The organism is Pseudonocardia broussonetiae (genome assembly GCF_013155125.1).
GTDB classification, from domain to species: domain Bacteria; phylum Actinomycetota; class Actinomycetes; order Mycobacteriales; family Pseudonocardiaceae; genus Pseudonocardia; species Pseudonocardia broussonetiae.
Genome location: NZ_CP053564.1, coordinates 6,001,073 through 6,021,144, shown reverse-complemented (window position 1 = coordinate 6,021,144; position 20,072 = coordinate 6,001,073). Strand labels below are relative to the sequence as shown.

The 20,072-nt window shown below is 74.4% G+C and carries 17 protein-coding genes; 11 read left to right on the top strand and 6 right to left on the bottom strand.

From position 1 onward, the window contains the following. Entirely contained in the window at positions 1-1,788 is a 1,788-nt protein-coding gene (locus HOP40_RS29185; protein ID WP_205346962.1) for a TerD family protein, read from the bottom strand. Between the two features lie 984 nt (positions 1,789-2,772). On the opposite strand from HOP40_RS29185, the gene HOP40_RS29180 reads away from it, so the two are divergent. The 4 genes from HOP40_RS29180 (at position 2,773) to HOP40_RS29165 (ending at position 8,147) form a co-directional block, all read left to right on the top strand. Next, positions 2,773-3,960 carry a PucR family transcriptional regulator gene (locus tag HOP40_RS29180; protein WP_172164819.1) on the top strand — a complete coding sequence of 396 codons (1,188 nt, stop codon included), beginning with the start codon at positions 2,773-2,775 and terminating at the stop codon, positions 3,958-3,960. A gap of 141 nt (positions 3,961-4,101) precedes the next feature. Continuing rightward, entirely contained in the window at positions 4,102-4,896 is a 795-nt protein-coding gene (locus HOP40_RS29175) for an SDR family NAD(P)-dependent oxidoreductase (protein ID WP_172164816.1), read from the top strand. 24 nt (positions 4,897-4,920) lie between these two features. Next, entirely contained in the window at positions 4,921-5,760 is an 840-nt protein-coding gene (locus HOP40_RS29170; protein ID WP_172164813.1) for an alpha/beta fold hydrolase, read from the top strand. 17 nt (positions 5,761-5,777) lie between these two features. Next, a complete protein-coding gene (locus tag HOP40_RS29165; RefSeq protein WP_172164810.1) occupies positions 5,778-8,147 on the top strand; it encodes an FdhF/YdeP family oxidoreductase in 2,370 nt (789 codons plus the stop codon). A 10-nt stretch (positions 8,148-8,157) separates the two neighbouring features. Here the strand turns inward: HOP40_RS29165 and HOP40_RS29160 are convergent, their stop codons facing one another. Continuing rightward, positions 8,158-8,610 (bottom strand): VOC family protein, encoded by a 453-nt coding sequence (locus HOP40_RS29160; protein WP_172164807.1) that lies wholly within the window; start codon positions 8,608-8,610, stop codon positions 8,158-8,160. Continuing rightward, positions 8,607-9,212, bottom strand: coding sequence for a hypothetical protein (locus HOP40_RS29155; protein ID WP_172164804.1), 606 nt, complete (start codon positions 9,210-9,212; stop codon positions 8,607-8,609). Before HOP40_RS29155 ends, HOP40_RS29160 begins: the two co-directional genes overlap by 4 nt. A gap of 100 nt (positions 9,213-9,312) precedes the next feature. Here HOP40_RS29155 and HOP40_RS36180 point away from each other — a divergent pair, with 100 nt between their 5' ends. From HOP40_RS36180 to HOP40_RS29130, 5 genes are all read left to right on the top strand, one after another. Next, the gene (locus tag HOP40_RS36180; protein ID WP_172164801.1) at positions 9,313-10,827 is read left to right on the top strand and encodes a helix-turn-helix transcriptional regulator; all 1,515 of its coding nucleotides are present in this window, start codon (positions 9,313-9,315) and stop codon (positions 10,825-10,827) included. A 28-nt stretch (positions 10,828-10,855) separates the two neighbouring features. Further along, positions 10,856-11,371 (top strand): mycothiol transferase, encoded by a 516-nt coding sequence (locus HOP40_RS29145; RefSeq protein WP_172164798.1) that lies wholly within the window; start codon positions 10,856-10,858, stop codon positions 11,369-11,371. Between the two features lie 4 nt (positions 11,372-11,375). Beyond that, positions 11,376-11,918 (top strand): isopentenyl-diphosphate Delta-isomerase, encoded by a 543-nt coding sequence (gene idi / locus HOP40_RS29140; RefSeq protein ID WP_172164795.1) that lies wholly within the window; start codon positions 11,376-11,378, stop codon positions 11,916-11,918. Positions 11,919-13,439: 1,521 nt separating this feature from the next. Next, positions 13,440-13,790, top strand: a complete 351-nt coding sequence (locus tag HOP40_RS29135; protein WP_172164792.1) for a hypothetical protein — start codon at positions 13,440-13,442, stop codon at positions 13,788-13,790. 163 nt (positions 13,791-13,953) lie between these two features. Beyond that, a complete protein-coding gene (locus HOP40_RS29130) occupies positions 13,954-14,460 on the top strand; it encodes a flavin reductase family protein (protein WP_205346961.1) in 507 nt (168 codons plus the stop codon). A gap of 165 nt (positions 14,461-14,625) precedes the next feature. Here the strand turns inward: HOP40_RS29130 and HOP40_RS29125 are convergent, their stop codons facing one another. From HOP40_RS29125 to HOP40_RS29115, 3 genes are all read right to left on the bottom strand, one after another. Beyond that, positions 14,626-15,585 (bottom strand): aldo/keto reductase, encoded by a 960-nt coding sequence (locus HOP40_RS29125; RefSeq protein WP_172169440.1) that lies wholly within the window; start codon positions 15,583-15,585, stop codon positions 14,626-14,628. An 8-nt stretch (positions 15,586-15,593) separates the two neighbouring features. Beyond that, positions 15,594-16,535 (bottom strand): sigma-70 family RNA polymerase sigma factor, encoded by a 942-nt coding sequence (locus HOP40_RS29120; protein ID WP_172169437.1) that lies wholly within the window; start codon positions 16,533-16,535, stop codon positions 15,594-15,596. A gap of 297 nt (positions 16,536-16,832) precedes the next feature. After that, positions 16,833-17,372 carry a DUF3141 domain-containing protein gene (locus HOP40_RS29115; protein ID WP_240157844.1) on the bottom strand — a complete coding sequence of 180 codons (540 nt, stop codon included), beginning with the start codon at positions 17,370-17,372 and terminating at the stop codon, positions 16,833-16,835. Between the two features lie 255 nt (positions 17,373-17,627). Between HOP40_RS29115 and HOP40_RS36175 the strand changes: the two genes are divergently transcribed. After that, positions 17,628-18,035, top strand: coding sequence for a hypothetical protein (locus HOP40_RS36175; RefSeq protein WP_240157347.1), 408 nt, complete (start codon positions 17,628-17,630; stop codon positions 18,033-18,035). Positions 18,036-18,325: 290 nt separating this feature from the next. Beyond that, the gene (locus HOP40_RS29105; protein WP_240157346.1) at positions 18,326-20,068 is read left to right on the top strand and encodes a PHA/PHB synthase family protein; all 1,743 of its coding nucleotides are present in this window, start codon (positions 18,326-18,328) and stop codon (positions 20,066-20,068) included. Positions 20,069-20,072: the final 4 nt, after the last annotated feature.

Sequence of the window (20,072 nt, the reverse complement as noted above, 5' to 3'; positions counted from 1 at the left end):
TCACCCGGCATCGACCACCACCCCGTAGCGCACGGCCAGCTCGGCGAGCCCGTCGTCGTAGCCCTGGCCGACGGCGCGCACCCGCCACACGCCCTGTCGGCGGTAGACCTCGGCCAGCAGCATCGTGCGCTCGGTGGTGCCGGCGTCGAGAGTGGCGGTGGCGGCCGTCGCGGTGTCGCCGTCGACGCTGAGGGTCACCGCGCCCAGGTCGCCGAACGTCGCGGCGCCGTCCAGCGCGGCCGCCACCACGATCCGGTCGTGCTGGGCGGAGACGAGGTCGAGGTCGATGCGGACGCTGCGCTCGCTGTCGCCGTCGGTGCTGACGGCGACGGTGCCGTGCTCGCTGACCGGCGCGTTGTAGAAGACGAAGTCCTCGTCGGCGATGACGCGCTCGTCGGCGTCGACGAGGAACGCGACGACGTCGACGTCCGTGCCGGTGGCCAGGGCGTCGGCGCGCCAGGCGACGTTGACGGTCCAGACGCTCTCCGCGGGCAGGTCCAGCACCGCGCCGCGGGGCAGGACCGGCACCCCGGCGCCGGGCGCGGCGCTGCGGTGGCGCCCGACGTAGTCACCGGGATCGGGCACGGTGCACGGGGCGGGCAGGGTGATGCCGAGCGCGACCTCCCCGCGGTGCAGGGGCAGCTCGGCCTCGCGGACACGGGGCAGGCGCCGGTCGGTCTCGCCGCCCGCCATGAGGACGACGTCGGTGACGCCCGCGGTGAGGTTGACCGCCGCCGCCCCTCCCGCGCCCGTGATCTCCGCCCGCACCGCCGCCGCCTGGGCGTGGGTGCCGCCCAGGACCAGCACGCGCCGGCCGTGCAGCGGCCCGCGCACGACCTGGCGGGCGGGACCGGTGCGCCGCAGGGCGCGCGGCTCCACGGGAGAGCCGGGCTGCACGGCGTCGAGCAGGCGGAGGAGGGTCTCCTCGTCCACGACGGGGATGCCCTCGGCCCGCGCCCGGGCGGCCTTGCGCGTGGTGGAGGCGGGTTCGTTGGTGACCAGGACGCTGGTCAGGCGGCTGACGGAGTTCTGCACGTCGAGGCCCGCCGCCGTGAGCCGGGCGGCCAGTCGCAGCCGCGGCACACCGGTGGATCCGGTGACCGCGACCTTCATGCCCTGCACGAGCGGTTGGCCCGCCGCCAGGCGACCGGGGTAGGCCCACGGGCACGGCGGGGAGGAGACGTGCGGCGGGTAGCGGGTGCCGGTGCGGTCGTCGCAGCCGATCAGGGGCAGCGGCAGGCCGAGGTTCGCCGCGAGCAGCAGGCTGTGGGTGAGCACCCGCGACAGCACGTGGGCGTCGTCGTCGGCGGTGTGCGCGCCGACCTGCGGGACGCCCCAGTACTCGGCGAGGGTCGCGAGCTTGTGGTTCGGGACGTCGATCCCGAGGCGGCGGCTCAGTGCGAGCGTGCACAGGCGCCGGTCCACGGGCAGCTTCATCCCGGCCCGGTCGGACTCGGCGGCGAGGAACCCGTGGTCGAAGGCGGCGTTGTGCGCCACCAGGATCCGGCCGTCGAGCACCTCCAGCAGGCGCGGGGCGATCTCCTCGAACCGCGGCGACCCGGCCAGCCGCTCCCGGGTGAGGCCGTGCACGTGCACAGGCCCGGGGTCGCAGCCGGGGTCGACGAGCGAGCTGAAGCGCGGGCCGTCCGGCCGCCCGGCGGCGTCGAGGCCGACGGCGGCGACGGAGAGCACGCGGCTGCGGTCGGGGTAGAGGCCGGTGGTCTCGACGTCGACGACGGCGAAGGTGTGGCCGGCGTCGAGCAGGTCGTCGATCTGGGCGGTGGTCACGGCGGAGTTCCTCCGGGCACGGGCGAGCGGCGAAGGGGGAGCGTCGCCGTCTGGGATTCGCGGATCGGAGGTGATCCGTTACGTGTGGTGACCGGGCCGGGCAGCGCGGCTGCGGCCACCTCGCACACCGGGTGGTGACGTCGCACAGCGTCGGCGGTGTGCGAGGTGCGCGGTGGGTGTGCGAGGTCGGCTTCGCCGGGCGCGAGGCCGGCGCGGGGGCCGTGGCGGTGCGGTTTCGACGATCAAGGCCTCCGGGCGGCCGCCCCGGCCGTGATCGCCGGGAGTGTGACGTGAGCGCCCTGCCGACGACGGTGGCGGCGCTTTCGGTGATCACCGGCTCCGTGGGTGGGGTGATCGCCGAGAATGTGACGTGAGCGCCCTGCTGACGACCGTGGCGGTGCGGTCTCGACGATCAAGGCCTCCGGGCGCGGCGCCCCCGGCCGTGATCGCCGCGAGTAGGACCCCACGGCCCCCCTCAACGACCATCGCGGTGCCGCTCCCTCCACCTCGCACACCGAGTGGTGACCTCGCACAGCGTCAACGGTGTGCGAGGTGCGCGGCGGATGTGCGAGGTGGGGCTCGCCGGGCGCTGCGGCCGGCACTCCGCCTGCGCGATGACCGTGGCGGTGCGGTCTCGACGATCAAGGCCTCCGGGTGGCCGCCCCGGCCGTGATCGCCGGGAGTGTGACGTGAGCGCCCTGCTGACGACCGTGGCGTTGCGCTCTCGACGATCAAGGCTCCGGGCGCGCCGCCCCGCGCCGTGATCGCCGCGAGTGTGACGCCACGGCCCCTCGACGACCCCCGCGGCCCCGCCCCCCGCACCTCGCACACCGAGTGGTGACCTCACACACCGTCGACGGTGTGCGAGGTGCGCAGCCGGTGTGCGAGGTCGGCATCCACCGCCGCCCACCGTGGTCCAGGCACCGACCGGGAGAACACGAACCGCCCCCGGTGCGGGAGAGTGCACCGACGGGAGGTGGGGGCATGACGGGCTGGTCCGGGGCGGCCGACGAGGTGCAGGTCCTCGTCGACGAGCTGGCCGAGGAGCTGGGGCGCTCGGTCGTCGTCAACGACCCGCTCGTCCGCCCGCTGTGCACCAGCCGCCACTTCGGCGACGCCGACCCCGTGCGGATCCGGGCGATCCTCCAGCGCGACCCCGGCGACGAGGTCCGCGCCCACGTCCTCGGGCACGGCGTCGCCCGCTGGACCGCCCCCGCGACGGTGCCCGGCGCCCCCGCACTCGGCCTGCTGCCCCGGCTCTGCGCGCCGCTGCGGGTGCGCGGGGAGTACCTCGGCACGCTCATGGTGATCGACGCCGACGGCAGCGTCACCGACCGGGAGCGGGCGCTGGTCGCCGACGCCGCGGGGGCCGTCGCCGCGCTGCTCGCCGCCCGCGCCGCGTCGGCCGCCGCGGGCCGCGCCGGGCGGGAGCGCGCCGTCCGTGCCCTGCTCGGCGCCGACCCGGACGCCCGCGACGCCGCCGTCGCCGAGCTCGGGACGGTCCTGCCGGCACGATGCGTGGTCGTCGCCGTCGAGGTGGCGGGGCACGGCGACCCGACCGACGCGGCGCTGGCCGAGGTCGCCCTGGGTGAGGTCGTGCTGCGCGGCACGGCCGGGCGGGGCACGGGCGCGGTCGACGGCCCCCGCGCGGTCCGCGTCCGTCCCGCCGCCGACCCCGACCGGCTCACCGCCGACGCCGCCGCGCTGCGCGACGCGGTGTGCCGGGCGCTCGGGCCGGCCGCGCGGGTGGCGGTCGGCGTCGGGGGAGCGGTGGACGCGGGCGCGGCCTGGCAGTCGGCGCGCCAGGCCGAGGTGGCGGTGCGCGCCGCCCGCCGCGACCCGGCCGGCGTCGCCGTCTGGGAGGGCCTGCGCGAGCTCGCGACCCTGCTCTGCCTGCCCGACGACCTGCCGCCCGACGCCCCGGCGGCCCGCGCCCTGCGCGCCCTGGCCGCCCACGACTCCGGCGACCGGCTCCGCGAGACCCTCGCCGCCTACCTCGACCACGCCGGCTCCGCCCCCCGCACGGCGAAGGCGCTGATGCTGCACCGGACCTCGCTCTACCACCGGCTGCGCCGCATCGAGGAGATCACCGGCATGGACCTCTCCGACGGCCGCGACCGGCTCGTCCTGCACCTGGGGCTGCGCCTGGAGGCGCTGCGCCCCGAGCGCTGACCTACGTCCCACCTGCGCTCTTCGACAGAACGAGCACGCCGGATCGCGAGACTCGCTACGGATCGCGGTCGCGGCGCGGGCGTGACGCGGAGCACGCTGCCGTCGACAGCACCGGCACCGGAAGCGGCGGAGGGAGGCGCGATGGGCAGGCTCGACGGCCGCACCGCCCTGGTCTTCGGCGGCGGCCACAACGCCGGCGGACCCCCGGGCACCACCGGCATCGGCTTCGCCACCGCCACGACGTTCGCGGCCCACGGCGCCCGCGTGGTCGTCGTCGACCGGGACGCCGGTGCGGCCGAGCGCACCGTCGACGCGGTCCGGGAGGCCGGGGGCCGCGCCTGCGCCGTCGTCGCCGACGCGACCTCGCCCGAGCAGGTCGAGGACGCCGTCGCCCGCACCGTCCGCGAGCACGGCGGCCTCGACGTCGTCCACAACAACGTGGGCGTCGCCCGCCTCGGCGGCATCGAGGACCTGACGCTCGACGAGTGGCGCGCGGCCGTCACCGTCAACCTCGACAGCGTCTTCCTCAGCGCCCGCGCCGCGCTGCCGCACCTCGCGCGGCGCCGCGGCTGCATCGTCACCGTCTCCTCGACGGCGTCGATCCGCTGGACCGGCTACCCCTACCCGGGCTACGCGGCCGCGAAGGCCGCGGTCAACCAGCTCACGCGCAGCCTCGCCGTGGAGTACGCGGGGCGGGTGCGGGTCAACGCGATCCTCGCCGGCCTGATCGACACCCCGCTGGTCTACCAGCAGCTCGCCGGCGCCGACGACCCCGCGGACGTCCGCGCTCGGCGCGACGCCCTGAGCCCCACCGGCGCGATGGGCACGGCGTACGACGTCGCGCACGCCGCGCTCTTCCTCGCCTCCGACGAGGCCGCCTACGTGACGGGCGCGCTGCTGCCCGTCGACGGCGGGCTGCACGCCCGCGCCGTCTGAACCACGATCCCCACAGGAGTGGACATGCCCACCTTCACGACCCGCGACGGCGTCGAGCTCGCCTACGAGGACACCGACCCGGCGGGCACCGGCGTCCCGCTGGTGATGCTGCACGGCTGGGGCCAGACCCAGGCGATGTTCCGCCACCAGCTCGCCGATCTCGCGCCGGACCGCCGCGTCGTGACCCTCGACCAGCGCGGCCACGGCCGCTCCGCCAAGCCGCACCACGGCTACCGGATCGCCCGCCTGGCCCGCGACGTGCAGGAGTTCCTCGACCACCTGGGCGTCGACGAGGCCGACGTCCTGGGCTGGTCGATGGGCGTGTCGGTGTGGTGGAGCTACCTCGACCAGTTCGGCAGCGGCCGGATCCGCCGGTTCGTGGCGGTCGACCAGCCCGCCGCCGTCGCGGCCGTGCCGTGGATGTCGACGCAGGAGCAGCAGGAGAGCGGCGCGATCTTCGACGTCGCCGCGCTCGTCGGGCTCGCCGACAGCCTGGCGGGCGAGGAGTCGGAGAAGGCGACGACGGCGTTCGTGCGCGGCATGTTCAGCGGCGACACCGACCCCGCGGTGTGGGACTTCGTCGTCTCGGAGCTGGGGCAGATCCCGCCGCGCGCGGCCGTCCCGCTGCTGTTCGACCACTGCGCGCAGGACTGGCGCGACGTCCTGCCGCGCATCGACGTGCCCACCCTCGTCGTCGGATGCGACGGCAGCCACGTCAGCCCGAGCTCGCAGCGCTACATCGCCGAGCAGGTCCCCGGGGCGCAGCTCTACGTCTTCCCCGTCGACGAGGCGAGCTCGCACTTCCCGTTCTTGGAGAACCCGGCGCGCTTCAACGAGGTCGTCTCGGCATTCCTCGACGCGTGATCGGGTAGTCCCGCTGCATGGATCATGCCGAGCGCAGGACGACGGACTACGACGAATCGGACCTGCGCGTGGGCGAACCCGAGGACTGGGCCGCCGGCGCCACCGGCGTCGCGGTCTCGATGAAGCGGTCGCTCGAGCGCATGGGTCCCTCGCGCACGGCCCGCACGCTGCTGAAGCTCAACCAGGCCGAGGGCTTCGACTGCATGAGCTGCGCGTGGCCCGACCCCGACCCGGGGCACCGGTCGGTCGCCGAGTTCTGCGAGAACGGCGCGAAGGCCGTGGCCGAGGAGGCCACGACCGACCGCGCAACGCCGGACTTCTTCGCCCGCCACAGCATCGCCGAGCTGGACGCGCGCTCGGAGTACTGGCTCGGGCAGCAGGGCCGGATCACCCACCCCATGGTCAAGCGGCCGGGCGACACGCACTACCGCGCCATCGACTGGAGCGACGCCTTCGCCCTGATCGGCGACGAGCTGCGCGCCCTGGACAGCCCCGACGAGGCCACCTTCTACACCTCCGGCCGGGCGTCGAACGAGGTCGCGTTCGCCTACCAGCTCTTCGCGCGCGCCTTCGGCACGAACAACCTGCCGGACTGCTCGAACATGTGCCACGAGTCGACGTCGATCGCGCTGCAGGAGTCGATCGGCATCGGCAAGGCCAGCGTCGTGATGAGCGACCTGGAGACCGCCGACCTGATCGTCATCGCCGGCCAGAACCCCGGCACGAACCACCCGCGGATGCTCACCCACCTCGAGATGGCGAAGGACCGCGGCGCGAAGATCCTGACGATCAACCCGCTGCGCGAGGCCGGGCTCACCCGCTTCAAGAACCCGCAGCGGCCCAAGGGCGTCGTCGGGCCGGGCACGGTGCTGTCGGACCTGCACCTGCCGATCCGCGTCAACGGCGACCTCGCGCTGTTCCAGGCGATGGGCGCGCTGCTCGTCGAGTGGGACGCGCTGGACCACGACTTCATCGACCGCCACACCACCGGCTTCGACGCCTGGAAGGCCCACGTGGCCGACCTCGACTGGGCCGACGTCGTCGCCTCGACGGGCCTCACGCGCGAGCAGATCACCGAGGCCGCGCAGATGCTGCGCGACTCCGGCTCCACCGTCTTCTGCTGGGCGATGGGCATCACCCAGCACCGCAACGGGGTCGCGACGATCAAGGAGATCACCAACCTGGCGCTGGCCCAGGGCGGCATCGGGCGCCCGGGCGCGGGGCTGTTCCCCGTCCGCGGGCACTCCAACGTGCAGGGCGACCGCACGATGGGCATCTGGGAGCGGGTGCCCGACTCGTTCCTCGACTCCGTCCAGGAGGAGTTCGGCTTCGACCCGCCGCGCGAGCACGGGCTCGACACCGTCGACTCGGTGCGGGCGATGCGCGACGGGAAGGTCCGGGTGTTCGTCGGGCTGGGCGGCAACTTCGCCCAGGCGACGCCCGACACCGACGTCACCGCGGCCGCGCTGCGCTCGACCCGGCTCACCGTCCAGATCTCCACGAAGATCAACCGCAGCCACCTGGTGTGCGGGGAGACCGCGCTGATCCTGCCCACCCTCGGGCGCACCGAGAAGGACGTGCAGGCCACGGGGCCGCAGTGGATCTCGGTCGAGGACTCGACGTGCTCGGTGCACTCCTCGCGCGGCCCGCTGCCGCCGGCGAGCCCGCACCTGCGCTCGGAGGTCGCGATCATCACCGGCATCGCGGAGGCGACGATCGGCGACCGCCACGGCATCGACTGGGCCGCGATGCGCCAGGACTACCGCCGGATCCGCGAGCACATCGCGCGGGTCGTCCCGGGCTGCGAGAGCTACGAGGTCAACGCCCGGCGGCCCGGCGGGTTCGTCCTGCCGCACCCCCCGCGCGACACCCGGACGTTCCCGACCGAGTCCGGGTCGGCGGAGTTCGCGGTGTCGCCGGTGGAGGTGCTGCACGTCCCCGACGGGCACCTGCTGCTGCAGACGCTGCGCAGCCACGACCAGTTCAACACCACGATCTACGGGCTGTCCGACCGCTACCGCGGCATCGAGGGCGGGCGGCGCGTCGTGTTCCTGCACCGCGAGGACATCGCCGCCCTGGGCTTCGACGACGGCGACCACGTCGACCTCACCACCCGCTGGGACGACGACGACGTCGAGCGCTGCGCCCGCGACTTCCGGATCGTCGCCTACGACACCCCGCGCGGCACGGCGGCGGCCTACTACCCGGAGACCAACCCGCTCGTGCCGCTCGACCACACCGCCGAGGGCAGCCACCAGCCGGCGTCGAAGTCGGTGATCATCTCGCTCACCCGCTCGGCGGGCCCGGCGGACGGCACCGGCAGCCAGGAGGGCGTGTCCGACGACGCGGGGGAGAAGGACCACCCGCAGCCGATGCACCTGTCCTGAGGCCGTCGGCTCAGCGCGACCCCGCGAACGCCTCCCCGGCGTCGGCCAGGCCCAGGGCGGCGACGGTCGCGGCGTCGATCACGTAGAGCTCGACCGGCACGCCGTCGGGGGCGCGCAGGTTGAGGTGGTGGCCCGACCCGGAGTCGGTGACCGGCGAGCACGGCACCCCGAGCCCGGTGAGGCGGGCGTGCCAGTCGTGCAGGTCGTCGACGCCGGGCACGGCGATCGCGAGGTGGTCGAGGCCGGGGTGCCGCTCGTCGAAGGTGCCGGCGGTGCTGCCGTTGTTGCTGGTCAGGGCGATCGCGACGCGCGTCGGGCGGTGCACCACGAGGCCCAGCGACGGGGTGTCGGTCAGTACCTCGAAGCCGAACACCCCGACCCAGAACGCGATGGCCGCGGGCACGTCGACCACCGACAGCGCCAGGTGCGAGAGGCCCTGGAACGGCGGGAGGGGGGCCGTCACCGCTCGCCCCGGGCCAGCAGCGCGCCGAGGACGCCGAACAGCAGCAACCAGACGCCGATGGCCACCCGGCCCGCGGCGTAGGGGGCGACGATCGCCGGGAGCAGGACCACGAAGACGTAGGCGCCGAGGCCGACGGTGACCCACCGCAGCGCGCCCCGGGCGAGCCCGAACCCGCCGACCAGCAGCCCGAGCCCGGTGAGGATCGTCGGGATGCCGTACAGGGAGTTGACGAGCTCGGCCTGCGGGTCGCTCACCGACGAGCCCGCCGCGGTGATCGCGACCAGCTCCATGACCGTGAGCAGCACCAACCCGGCGGTCGCGCCGTGCAGGGCCCACCGCGTCACCGCCGTCGCGGCCATCGGGGCGAGCACGGCCACCCCGACGACGAGCGCCACGTGCTGCAGCGCGAACGTGGTCTGGGCGATGGCGTAGCCGCCGGGGGTGAAGGGGAAGCTGTAGCGGTCGGGGCCCACGACGGCCGGCACGGCCAGCATGACGACGGCCTGCACGACCCCGACGATCCCTCCCCACAGCAGGACCAGCCCGGCGGTGCGGGTCCTGGTCGGGGGGTGCCGCCGGGCGACGGCGGGTGCGGTGTCCATGGCCGGGGACGGTAGGGACGACGGCCCGCCGCAGGCATCGGTACGGGTACTCATCCGGGTACTCATCCCGGCGTCCCCCTCGCCGGTCTAGCGTGGGCGCGTGGAGACGCGCGCCGCCGACGACCGGCTCGCCGCGCTGCTGGCGCTGGCCGCGTCCCACTTCCGGGAGGGCCGGACGGGGCAGGCGTGGGAGGCGTGCGCCGAGGCCGCCGGGCTGGCCCGCGCGTCGGGCGACGCCGCCGCGCTCGCCGACGCCGCCACGGTCGTCCGCGACGTGGGGCCCTCACCGCTGGCCGGGCGCATCCACCGGCTCTGCGTCGAGGCGCTGGCCGCGCTGGCCGACCGCGAGGCCCGGGGCGACGCCGACCCGGTGCGCCGCGCCCGGGTCACCGCCCAGCTGGAGGCGACCCGCAGCCCGTGGGGCCGTCCGTCCGTCCCCGTCGAGACCCCGGACGGGGACCCGGACGCCCGGTTCCTGGCGCTGCACGCCGAGCACGCGCAGTGCCGGCACGTCGCCCACGTGGAGCGGCGGCTCCGCATCGCCGACGAGGTGGTGGCGCTGGGGCACGCGTCCGGCTCGGACGAGTACACCGCGACCGGCCTCGCCTGGCGGATCGAGGCGCTCGGGCAGAGCGGGCGGCGGTGGGAGCAGGACGCGGAGGTGGCCGCGCTCGCGGCCGTCGTCGACGGGGGACGGGTACCGGGCTGGCGCCCGCGCCTCGCCCTGACGCGCGCCTGCCTGCTCATGGCCGACGGGCGGTTCGCCGACGCGCGGGCGCTCGTCGCCGGGGAGTCCGGCTTCGTCGCGCTGGTGGTGGCCTCGCACCTGGCGGTGCTGACCGGGGAGGGGCTCGACGACGTCGAGAGCGAGGTGCGCGCCGCCGTCGACGACCTGCCCTACATGGCGCGGGCGTGGCACGCGCAGGTCCTCGCCGCGCTGGGCCGCCTCGACGAGGCGCGCGAGCTGTGGCGGGCGATCGCGCCGCACGTGCGCGAGGTGCCCCGCGAGTCGCCGGAGTGGTTGATCGCCGGCGTCGGGCACGCCGCGCTGGCCGTCCTGCTCGGCGACGCGCAGACCGCGGCCGAGGTGTACGACGAGCTGGCGCCCTGGGCCGACCTGTTCGTGGTGGCCGGCGCCGACGCGCCGAACGAGGGCCCGGTGGCGCTGCCGCTCGGCCGGCTCGCGGCACTGCTCGGGCGCACGGCGCAGGCCCGGTCGCACCTGACGGCCGCGCTGCGGGCCGCCGAGCGGACCCACGCCCTCCCGCACGTCGCGCAGGCGCACCTGGAGCTCGCCCGGCTCGGCGGTGCCGGGTCGGGCGTCCACGCGGAGGCGGCCGCCGCGCTGGCCGCCCGGCTGGGCATGGCGCCGCTGGTGGCGCAGGTCGCGGCGCTCGCCCCGCAGCGCGGCCCGAGCCGCGGTCCGCTCTCGCCCCGGGAGACCGAGATCGCGGCGCTGGTCGCCGACGGCCTCGCCAACCGGGCCATCGCGCAGCGGCTGACGCTGTCGGAGCGCACCGTCGAGAACCACGTCAGCCACATCATGCGCAAGCTCGACCGCCCGTCGCGGGTCGCGATCGCGGCGTGGGTGCGCGACAGCCGCGGCCCGCTTTAGACCGGCCCGTCGCGGGCACAGTGGGGACATGAACGGCATCGACGTCCTGGCAGACGGGTTCTCGCGCCTGCGCGAGAGCGCGCACGCCGCCGTGGCGGACCTGACCCCCGACCAGCTCACCTGGCGCGCCGACCCGGAGGCCAACACCGTCGCCTGGCTGCTCTGGCACCTGGCCCGCGTGCAGGACGACCACGTGGCGGGCGTCGCCGGGAGCCCGCAGGTGTGGACGCGCGACGGGTGGGCGGAGCGGTTCGCGCTCCCGTTCGACGACGGCGAGATCGGCTACGGCCAGGACGCCGCCGACGTCGCCGCGGTGCGCCCCGGCTCGGCCGACCTCCTCACCGGCTACCTCGACGCCGTCCTCGACCGCACGGGGGAGCACCTGCGCACCCTGACCGACACCGACCTCGACCGCGTCGTCGACGAGGACTGGGATCCGCCCGTCACCGTGGGGGTCCGGCTGGTGAGCGTGCTCAACGACGACCTGCAGCACGTGGGCCAGGCCGCGCTGCTTCGCGGGATCGCACGACGGATGGCAGGCTGACGTGGTGCCCACTCCCGAGCAGGTCGTGCTCGTCGACGACGCGGGGCGCCCGGTGGGCGTCGCCGAGAAGGCCACCGTGCACGGCCGCCGCACCCCCCGCCACCTGGCGTTCTCCTGCTACGGCTTCGACGCGGCCGGCCGCGTGCTGGTCACCCGGCGCGCCCGCGGCAAGCGCGCGTTCCCCCTGGTCTGGACCGGCACCTGCTGCGGGCACCCGGCGCCGGGGGAGGACATGGCCGACGCCGTGCACCGGCGCCTCGAGCACGAGCTCGGCGTCCGCGCCCACGACCTGCGCCTGGTGCTGCCCGACTTCTCCTACCGCGCGTCGGACGTGAACGGGGTGGAGGAGCACGAGTTCTGCCCCGTGTTCGTCTGCTCGCTCGACGGCGACCCCGACCCCCGCCCCGACGAGGTCGAGACCTGGGAGTGGTGGGGTTGGGAGCGGTTCCTCGACGCCGCCGCGGGTGGGGAGCTGTCGCCGTGGGCGGCGCTGCAGGCCCCCCTGCTGGCCGACACCGTCGACCCGCGGACGCGGCGGACCGGCTGATCGCTGCACTTCCGGCGGCCGGCCCGCGTCCATGATCGCCGGAAGTGCGACGCCACGGTCCTCGCCGCGACTCTGGTGTGGCGGTCTCGGCGATCAAGGGCACGTGGTTCGCGGTGATCGCGGGGGAGTGTGACGTGGCGGTCCTCGCCGCAACCGTGACGTGACGGTCCTGGCGATCAAGAGCGGCCTGCGCTGACGTCGGCCGGGTGAGCGGGACCGACGGCCTTCCCGCGCGCGTTCCCGCCTGCCGCGCACGTTTCTGGCTCCTGCGCGTCCCCGGGGGCGCGCGGGAGCATGTTCGGCGCGCGGGAGTGCGGGCGAGCCGACCCGTGATCGGTGATCACGGGTCGGCTGGTGTGCGGTGATCGCCGGGAGTGTGACGTGGCGGCCCTCGCCCCGACCGTGACGCGCCGGTTTCGTCGATCAAGGGCTGATGGTTCGCGATGATCGCCGGGAGCGCGACCTTGCGGTCCTCGCCGCGGCCGTGGTGGGACGGTCTCGCCGATCAAGGGCTGATGGTCCGCGGTGATCGCCGGGAGTGCGACGTGGCGGCCCTCGTCGCAACCGTGGCGTGTCGGTCCTGGCGATCAAGAGCGGCCTGCGCGGATGTCGGCCGGGTGAGCGGGACCGCCGGCTTCCCGCGCGCGTTCCCGCCTGCCGCGCGCGTTCCCGCCTGTCGCGCGCGTTTCCGGCTCCTGCGCGGCCCCGGGGGCGCGCGAGAGCATGTTCAGCGCGCGGGAAGGGTGGGGGGAGACGACCGTGACCAGTGATCACGGGTCGGCTGGTGTGCGGTGACCGCCGGAAGTGCGACGTGGCGGCCCTCGCCGCGACCGTGGCGCGACGGTCTCGGCGATCAAGAGCTCGTGGTGGATGGCGACCGCCGGAAGTGCGACGTGCCGGCCCTCGCCGCGACCGTGACGCGACGGTCTCGCCGATCAAGGGCTGATGGTGTGCGCCGGGAGTGCGACCTCGCGGCCCCGCCGCGACCCTGACGCGACAGTCTCGGCGATCAGGGCCGGTGGGTCAGCGGTGATCACCCGGAGTGCGCCACCACACCCCCGCACCCCGACCGTGTCGCGACGGTCCCGACGACCACCAGCGCCCGCTCGACAGCCATCACCCCGCCGCCCTCGACCTCACGCACCCGATCCCCCACGAAACAGTGCGCGGATCGTCGACGCATGGTGATTCCGGGCCGTCAACGCCCTTTTCGGGGTCCTTCGGAGCGGGTGACGGGTGATGCCCGTTCGGGGGGTGGATCACGGTGCGTAGTTCCGGGATCCGATGTTCGGACGATCGGGTGATGTGATCTTGCAGAGCGTGACGGTAACGCGGTGACCTGGGGGGAACTCGGGAGCTGCGGACGCCCGTAAAAGAGCAATATCCTCACGTCGAGTATTTGTGGTCATCCGATAGTGGTAGTTGATAGCGGTGCTGCGGGTGAATCCGGATAGCGTTCTCCATGTCAGCGAGGCTCCCCCTCACAGGCTGGCATTCGGATCACTCGACAGGAGAAGTACTGTGCTGAAGAAGGCTGGCATCCTGGTTGCCGCAACCGCCGCGGGTCTGCTCGCGGTGAGCCCGCTCGCCTTCGCCGGCGACAAGGGCGGCTGGGACGGACACGGCGACAGCGACGGTGACCGCCAGGTCAACCGCGTCGACAACGACCGCGACAGCGCCCAGACCGGCCTCGTCAACGTGGGCGACGTCAACGCCCTCAACGACGTCAACGTCTGCCCGGCGATCCCCGTCGCCGCGGGCATCGGCAACATCCTCGGGATCCTGGGCGCCGGCGGAGCCGACGCCGACGCCGACGGTGCCGCCGCGTGCGTGAACGACGACAGCGTGAACCAGGCGAACTTCGAGGACTGACCTCGCGCCGGGGACTCCTGTCCCCGTTAGTTCGACCGGGGAGCCCGTGCCGGGCCGCGATTCGCGGCCCGGCTCGGGCGTTTTCTGCGTCCGGGGCCCGCGCGTGACGTGATGATCGCCGTCACACCTCCCCAGGAGCGGGCTCCGTGGTTAGGCTCGGCCCATGAGTGCGCCTCCGGGACCGGTCTCGCCCGCGGTCATGCGCGACGTGCTCGGACACTTCGTGTCCGGGATCGTCGTGATCACCGCCGCCGGACCGGACGGTCCGCTGGGCTTCACGTGCCAGTCCTTCTCCTCGCTGTCCCTGGACCCGCCGCTGGTGAGCTTCGCCCCGGCGCGCTCGTCGACGACGTGGCCGCGGATCCGCGAGGTCGGCGCGTTCTGCGTCAACGTCCTCGCCGCCGACCACCAGGAGATCTCGGCCGGGTTCGCCCGGTCGGGCACCGACAAGTTCGCGGGCGTCGCCTGGCGACCGGGCCCGTCGGGGGCTCCGCTGCTCGAGGGCGTCAGCGCCTGGGTCGACTGCACCCTCTGGGGCGAGCACGACGGCGGCGACCACACCATCGCGATCGGGCACGTCCAGGACCTGGGCGCCGATCCCGCCCGCATGCCGCTGCTGTTCTACCGCGGCCGGTACGGCGTCACGGCCGACCCGGGCGACCTCGGCTGAGTCCGTCGGTGCTGCTCAGGCGCTGATCACCGCACGGTGGAGTGAACTCCAGTTCGGCTCGGCGCGGCGTGCGGCGCCTGGGCCGTCGGGGGAGTAGACATGCCGTCGACCGGCGCCGCCCGTGCTCAGGGGAGCCCGACGGGCGGCGCCGGTCAGGGTTCTCCCTCAGCTCCACGCCCGCGCCGAGCGGGCCGCCCAGTAGGCGGCGGGGTCCTCGGCCGGCACGTCGAGCACGTCACCCGGGACCGACAGGGCGGCGACGTTGCTCGCCACCTGCCGGGCGTCGACGGCCCCCGAGAGCACCAGCCCGGCCCACGGCTGCGCGAGAGCGGCGGCGATCGCGAGCCGGTCCAGCGGCACACCGGCCCGCTGCGCGAGTGCCGCGGCCCGCGGGTCGGCGTCGGGCACGGGCGCGAGCCGGCCGTTGGCCACCGGTTCCTTGACGATCACCAGCGCGCCCGCCGCGTGCGCCTCGGCGAGCGCGGGCCCGGGCGAGGGCTCCAGGACGTTCCACGTCGACTGGACCGAGGTGAACAGCGGCTCCCCGTCGACGACGACCTCCAGCGCGCGCCGCACCGCGTCGGCCTGGGCCGGCCCGGACGTCGAGACGCCGACGCGCACGCCCTGCTCCCGCAGGCCCGCCAGCGCGCCGTGCAGCGGGGCGTCGGCGAGCACGCCGGTCTCGAGCGTGGCGGAGTGCACGTGGTAGATCGCGGGGACGCCGAGCACGGCCCGCGTCTGCGCCCACTGCGCGGTGAACGCGGCGAGCGAGTGGTCCTTCACCTCGTGCACGTCGGCGTCGAGGCGCCACTCGCCGACGTAGCGGTAGCCCCACTTCGACCCGACGCGCACGGCACGGTCGGGGTGCGCCGCGCGCCACGAGGCGACGAACTCCTCCGCGCGGCCGTAGGACCGGGCCACGTCGACGTAGCGGACGCCCGCCGCCCACGCCGCGTCGAGCACGGCGTGGGTGCGGGCGCGCAGGGCGTCGACGTCGCGGTGGTCGCCGAGGTCGGTCGCGCGCCCGGACGTGATGTACGCCGGACGCGCGACCGCCGCGAGCCCGATGCCCAGGCGGTCGGTGCCCGGGCGGTCGGTCTCGCGGCGGTCGGTGCCGGTGTCGATCGGCGTGCTCAGCTGGCGTAGGCCCGCAGGCGGTCGGCGCGCTCGCCGATCCGCAGCTTGGCCATGACCTCGCGCTCGATCTGGCGGACGCGCTCGCGGGAGAGCCCGAAGCGGCGGCCGATCTGGTCGAGCGTGCGCGGCTGGCCGTCGTCGAGGCCGTAGCGCATGCGGATGACGTGCTGCTCGCGGTCCTCCAGCGTGGAGAGCACGCGCCGCAGGTCGTCGTGCAGCAGGTGCGAGATCACCGTGGTCTCGGCGTCGGTGGCCTCGCCGTCCTCGATGAAGTCGCCCAGCGGCGCCTCCTCCTCGGACCCCACCGGCATGTCGAGGCTCACCGGGTCGCGCGCGTGGTCGAGCAGGTCGGCGATCTTGCCCTCGGGGATGCCGGACTCCTCCGCGAGCTCCTCGTGGGTGGCGTCGCGGCCCAGCTTCTGGTGCAGGTCGCGCTTGATCCGGGCCAGCTTGTTGACCTGCTCGACGAGGTGCACGGGCAGCCGGATCGTGCGGGCCTGGTCGGCCATGCCGCGCGTGATCGCCTGCCGGATCCACCAGGTGGCGTAGGTCGAGAACTTGAAGCCCTTGGCGTAGTCGAACTTCTCGACCGCGCGGATCAGCCCCAGGTTGCCCTCCTGGATGAGGTCGAGCAGCGGCATCCCGCGGCCGGTGTAGCGCTTGGCCAGCGAGACGACCAGCCGCAGGTTGGCCTCGAGCAGGTGGTTGCGGGCGCGCTCGCCGTCGCGCACGATCGCGCGCAGGTCGGCGGCGTACTGCTTCTCCAGCGGCGTCTCGGCGCTGTCGAGCACGTGCTTGGCGAACACGCCGGCCTCGATGCGCTTGGCCAGGTCGACCTCCTGCGCCGCGGTGAGCAGCGCCGTCTTGCCGATGCCGTTGAGGTAGACGCGGACGAGGTCGGCCGCGGGGCTCTGCGCATCGAGGTCCTCGGCGGACATCTCGGGGCGCTCCCCGGGCGCCGCCGAGGCGAACACCGACGCCACCGGCTCGGCGGAGTCGGCGACGGTGCGGGAGCCGGTACGCTGGCTCGGGACGGTGCGGCCGGCGGTGGCCGGGCGGGCCTTCGTGGGCGCTGTCATGGTGTCTTCCTCCCCTGCGCGGCCCGGGCGACACGGATCTGTGGTCCGTCGTCGCCGGGGCTCTCACGCAGTTGAACGCGCCCGTGCCGGGAATCGTTCCCGACTCCGGGCGCGCTCTCGTGCACCCTCAGCGCATCCTCAGCGATGCGGCCCCGGTCACGGGGCCGGGAGGCGGGGCGTGTCGCCGGGGTCGGCCACCGCGCCCGCGCGCTCGCGGCGCGGGGCTCCCGGGGCGGACAGGGCGTAGACGGCCTCCATGAGCGGGGGCCAGTCGTCGCGCAGGGCGTCGCGGCCCATGAACAGCCCCAGGTGCCCGCCGGTCGCCGTGCGGCGCGTGACCTGCGCGGCCGGGGTGCCGACGGCGTCGGCCGCGGCGAACAGCTGCGCGGGCGGCGTGATGTGGTCGGTCGACCCGGCCAGCAGGAACAGCGGGCACGTGATGTTGGCGAGGTCGGCGCGGCGGCCGTCGACGACGAGGTCGCCCGAGATCAGCTCGTTGCCGTGGAACAGGTGCTCGACGAGCCACAGGTAGAACGCGCCGGGGATGTCCTGGGTGTGCTTGAACCAGTCCTCGAACACGCGGTAGCGCTCGACGTGCGCGGCGTCGTCGATGTTCTCCAGGAGCTGCAGCTGCCGCGACACCTCCGACTGCGGCTGGATCGCGATGAAGTTGGCGAGCACCGCACCGCCGGGCATGTTGCCCCCGCCCATGCGCACCAGCGCGCGGTAGGGGCGAGTCCCAGGGCGCCGGTCATCGCGCGGGTCGACGAGGCGATCACCGACTCGCCGGCGTGGAAGTCGATGGGCGCGCCCGCGAGGGTCAGGGTGTGGACGCGCTCGGGGTGCAGGGCCGCGTAGATCGCGGCCAGCCAGCCGCCCTGGCAGTCGCCGACGAGGTTGGCGCGCCCGCCCATGCGCCGGACCGACCGGTCGATGAGGTCGAGGTAGTCGGTGACGCCGACGTCGCGGGTGGCGGTGGTGGCCGCGCGCCACTCCAGCGCGTACAGCTTCGTCAGCCCGGCGGCCGCGAGCACGGCGAGCTGGCTCTGGCGCGGCGAGAAGTCGATGACGTGGCTCGAGTGGCCGGCCTGGGGCGGTAGCACCAGGGTCGGCACGACGTCGTCGTCGACGTCGGCGGGTGCGGTGAAGTCCCGCAGGTGTGCGAACGGCGTCGACAGCGTGATCGTGTTGTCCCGGTGCCAGCGGGGCTCGCGGCGGTCGGCCATCGTGCTCCACCACAGCGCGCCGCGGGCGAGGTTCGCCAGCGGGGTCCGGGGGCGGGTCACGGCGTCGAGCCACAGGTTGCCCGCCGAGCGCGTGAGCTCGACGGTCGTGCGGGCCGCCGCGGTGGCGTTGTAGGCCGCGAGGTGGCGCAGGGCGTCACCGATTCCGGTGGAAGTGGGTGCGGTCATGACGGGCTCCCGGGTGCGGGACGGCAGCGTCGCCGTCGTTACCGGACGGTAAGTGGCGTTAGGCATGTGACGCAACCGCTGGCCTACCCGGAGGTAGCGATCGGGATACCAAGCAGGCACGTGACCACGCTCGCACGTGACCTGTGACCAGCAGTTATGTCTACCCGTGGGTAAGCCGTCACCCTGGGGTAGTCCCCTCGTGCCACGAGCACCGACATCGACGACGAAGGAGTTGCCGTGACCCGAACGAGCGACCCGACCAGCACGCTGCAGCGGACCGCATCGGGGGTGGTGGACGGCGTGCGCGACCTGCTCGACCCCGGTGCACTGGCCGCCCGGATCGACCCCGTGGCGTTCGGCGGGGCGCTCGGCGACGTCGCGAAGGGACTGCTGTCGCACCCGCTGCCGGTGGCGCGCCGCACCGCCGGGCTGGCCGCGGGCTCGGGCCGGGCCGCGCTGGCCGCGCTCGCCCGCAGCGTCGGCGGCCACGGCGCCGGACCGGCGCCGCTGCCCGACAAGGACCGCCGCTACGCCGACCCGGCGTGGGAGGGCAACGCCTACTACTACCTGCTGCGTCAGCAGCACGCGCTGTTCGCGGAGTACCTGGCGGCCGTCGCGCAGGGCGTCGAGCTGCCGCCCGTCTCCCGCCGGAAGATCGACTTCCTGGTCCAGCAGGCCGTCGAGGCCACGTCCCCGGTCAACTGGCCGTGGTCGAACCCGACGATGGTGAAGAAGGCGTTCGAGACCGGCGGTCAGAGCCTGTTCCGCGGGGGCCGCAACCTGCTGCGCGACGTCGTCGGCGGTGGCGGCATGCCGCGCCAGACCACGCCCGGCGAGTTCGAGGTGGGCAAGGACCTCGCCGCGACGCCCGGCGTCGTGGTGCACCGCAACCGGTTGATGGAGCTCATCCAGTACAAGCCGCAGACCGAGCAGGTGCACGAGATCCCGCTGCTGCTCTCGCCGCCGTGGATCAACAAGTACTACATCATGGATCTCGCGCCGCAGAAGAGCCTCGTCGAGTGGGCGGTGCAGCACGGGCACACCGTGTTCGTCATCTCCTACCGCAACCCCGACGAGAGCATGCGCGACGTCGTGATGGCCGACTACATGCAGGACGGCCCGCTCGCCGCGCTCGACGTGGTGCAGGACATCACCGGCTCCGACAAGGTCAACGTCGCGGCCCTGTGCCTGGGCGGCACCCTCGCCGCGGCCACCGCCGCCTGGCTGGCCGCGCGCGGCGACCAGCGGATCAACTCGATCACGCTGATGAACACGCTGCTCGACTTCAGCGAGCCCGGCCGGCTCGGCGTCTTCACCGACGAGACCACGGTCAACCGGCTCGAGCACACGATGCGCCGCACCGGCTACCTGCCCGCGAGCAGCATGAAGACCACGTTCGACCTGCTGCGCGCCACCGACCTCGTGTGGAACTACGTCATCAACGACTGGCTGCTCGGCGAGGAGCCCGCGCCGTTCGACATGCTCGCGTGGAACGCCGACTCCACCCGCATGCCGGCCGCGATGCAGACCGAGTACCTGCGCAACCTCTACCTCGACAACCAGCTCGTCGAGGGCAAGATGGAGCTCGCGGGGGAGCGGCTGGACCTGGGCGCGGTCACGCAGGACGCGTACGTCGTCAGCGCGGAGGCCGACCACATCGCGCCGTGGCGCTCGGTCTACAAGGGACTGCGCCACCTGGGCGGCACCGTCCGGTTCGTGCTGTCGAACTCCGGGCACATCGCGGGTGTGGTCAACCCGCCGTCGCCGAAGTCGAAGCACTGGTTCGGCGAGGGCGCCGACCTCCCCGAGAGCGCCGACGACTGGCGCGACGACGCCGGTGAGCACCGCGCGAGCTGGTGGGAGGACTGGTCGCCGTGGATCGGCGAGCGCGCCGGCGAGAAGACCGACCCGCCCCGGCTCGGCAGCGACTCCTACCCGGTCCTGCAGGCCGCGCCGGGGAGCTACGTCTTGGGAACCTGAGGCG

Excerpts from the sequence above, each read along its gene's own strand:
- HOP40_RS29180 (WP_172164819.1), top strand. The coding sequence starts at position 2,773 with ATGACGGGCTGGTCCGGGGCGGCCGACGAGGTGCAGGTCCTCGTCGAC.
- HOP40_RS29175 (WP_172164816.1), top strand. The coding sequence starts at position 4,102 with ATGGGCAGGCTCGACGGCCGCACCGCCCTGGTCTTCGGCGGCGGCCAC.
- HOP40_RS29170 (WP_172164813.1), top strand. The coding sequence starts at position 4,921 with ATGCCCACCTTCACGACCCGCGACGGCGTCGAGCTCGCCTACGAGGAC.
- HOP40_RS29165 (WP_172164810.1), top strand. The coding sequence starts at position 5,778 with ATGGATCATGCCGAGCGCAGGACGACGGACTACGACGAATCGGACCTG.
- HOP40_RS29155 (WP_172164804.1), bottom strand. The coding sequence starts at position 9,212 with ATGGACACCGCACCCGCCGTCGCCCGGCGGCACCCCCCGACCAGGACC.
- HOP40_RS29145 (WP_172164798.1), top strand. The coding sequence starts at position 10,856 with ATGAACGGCATCGACGTCCTGGCAGACGGGTTCTCGCGCCTGCGCGAG.
- HOP40_RS29130 (WP_205346961.1), top strand. The coding sequence starts at position 13,954 with ATGAGTGCGCCTCCGGGACCGGTCTCGCCCGCGGTCATGCGCGACGTG.
- HOP40_RS29120 (WP_172169437.1), bottom strand. The coding sequence starts at position 16,535 with ATGTCCGCCGAGGACCTCGATGCGCAGAGCCCCGCGGCCGACCTCGTC.
- HOP40_RS29115 (WP_240157844.1), bottom strand. The coding sequence starts at position 17,372 with ATGCCCGGCGGTGCGGTGCTCGCCAACTTCATCGCGATCCAGCCGCAG.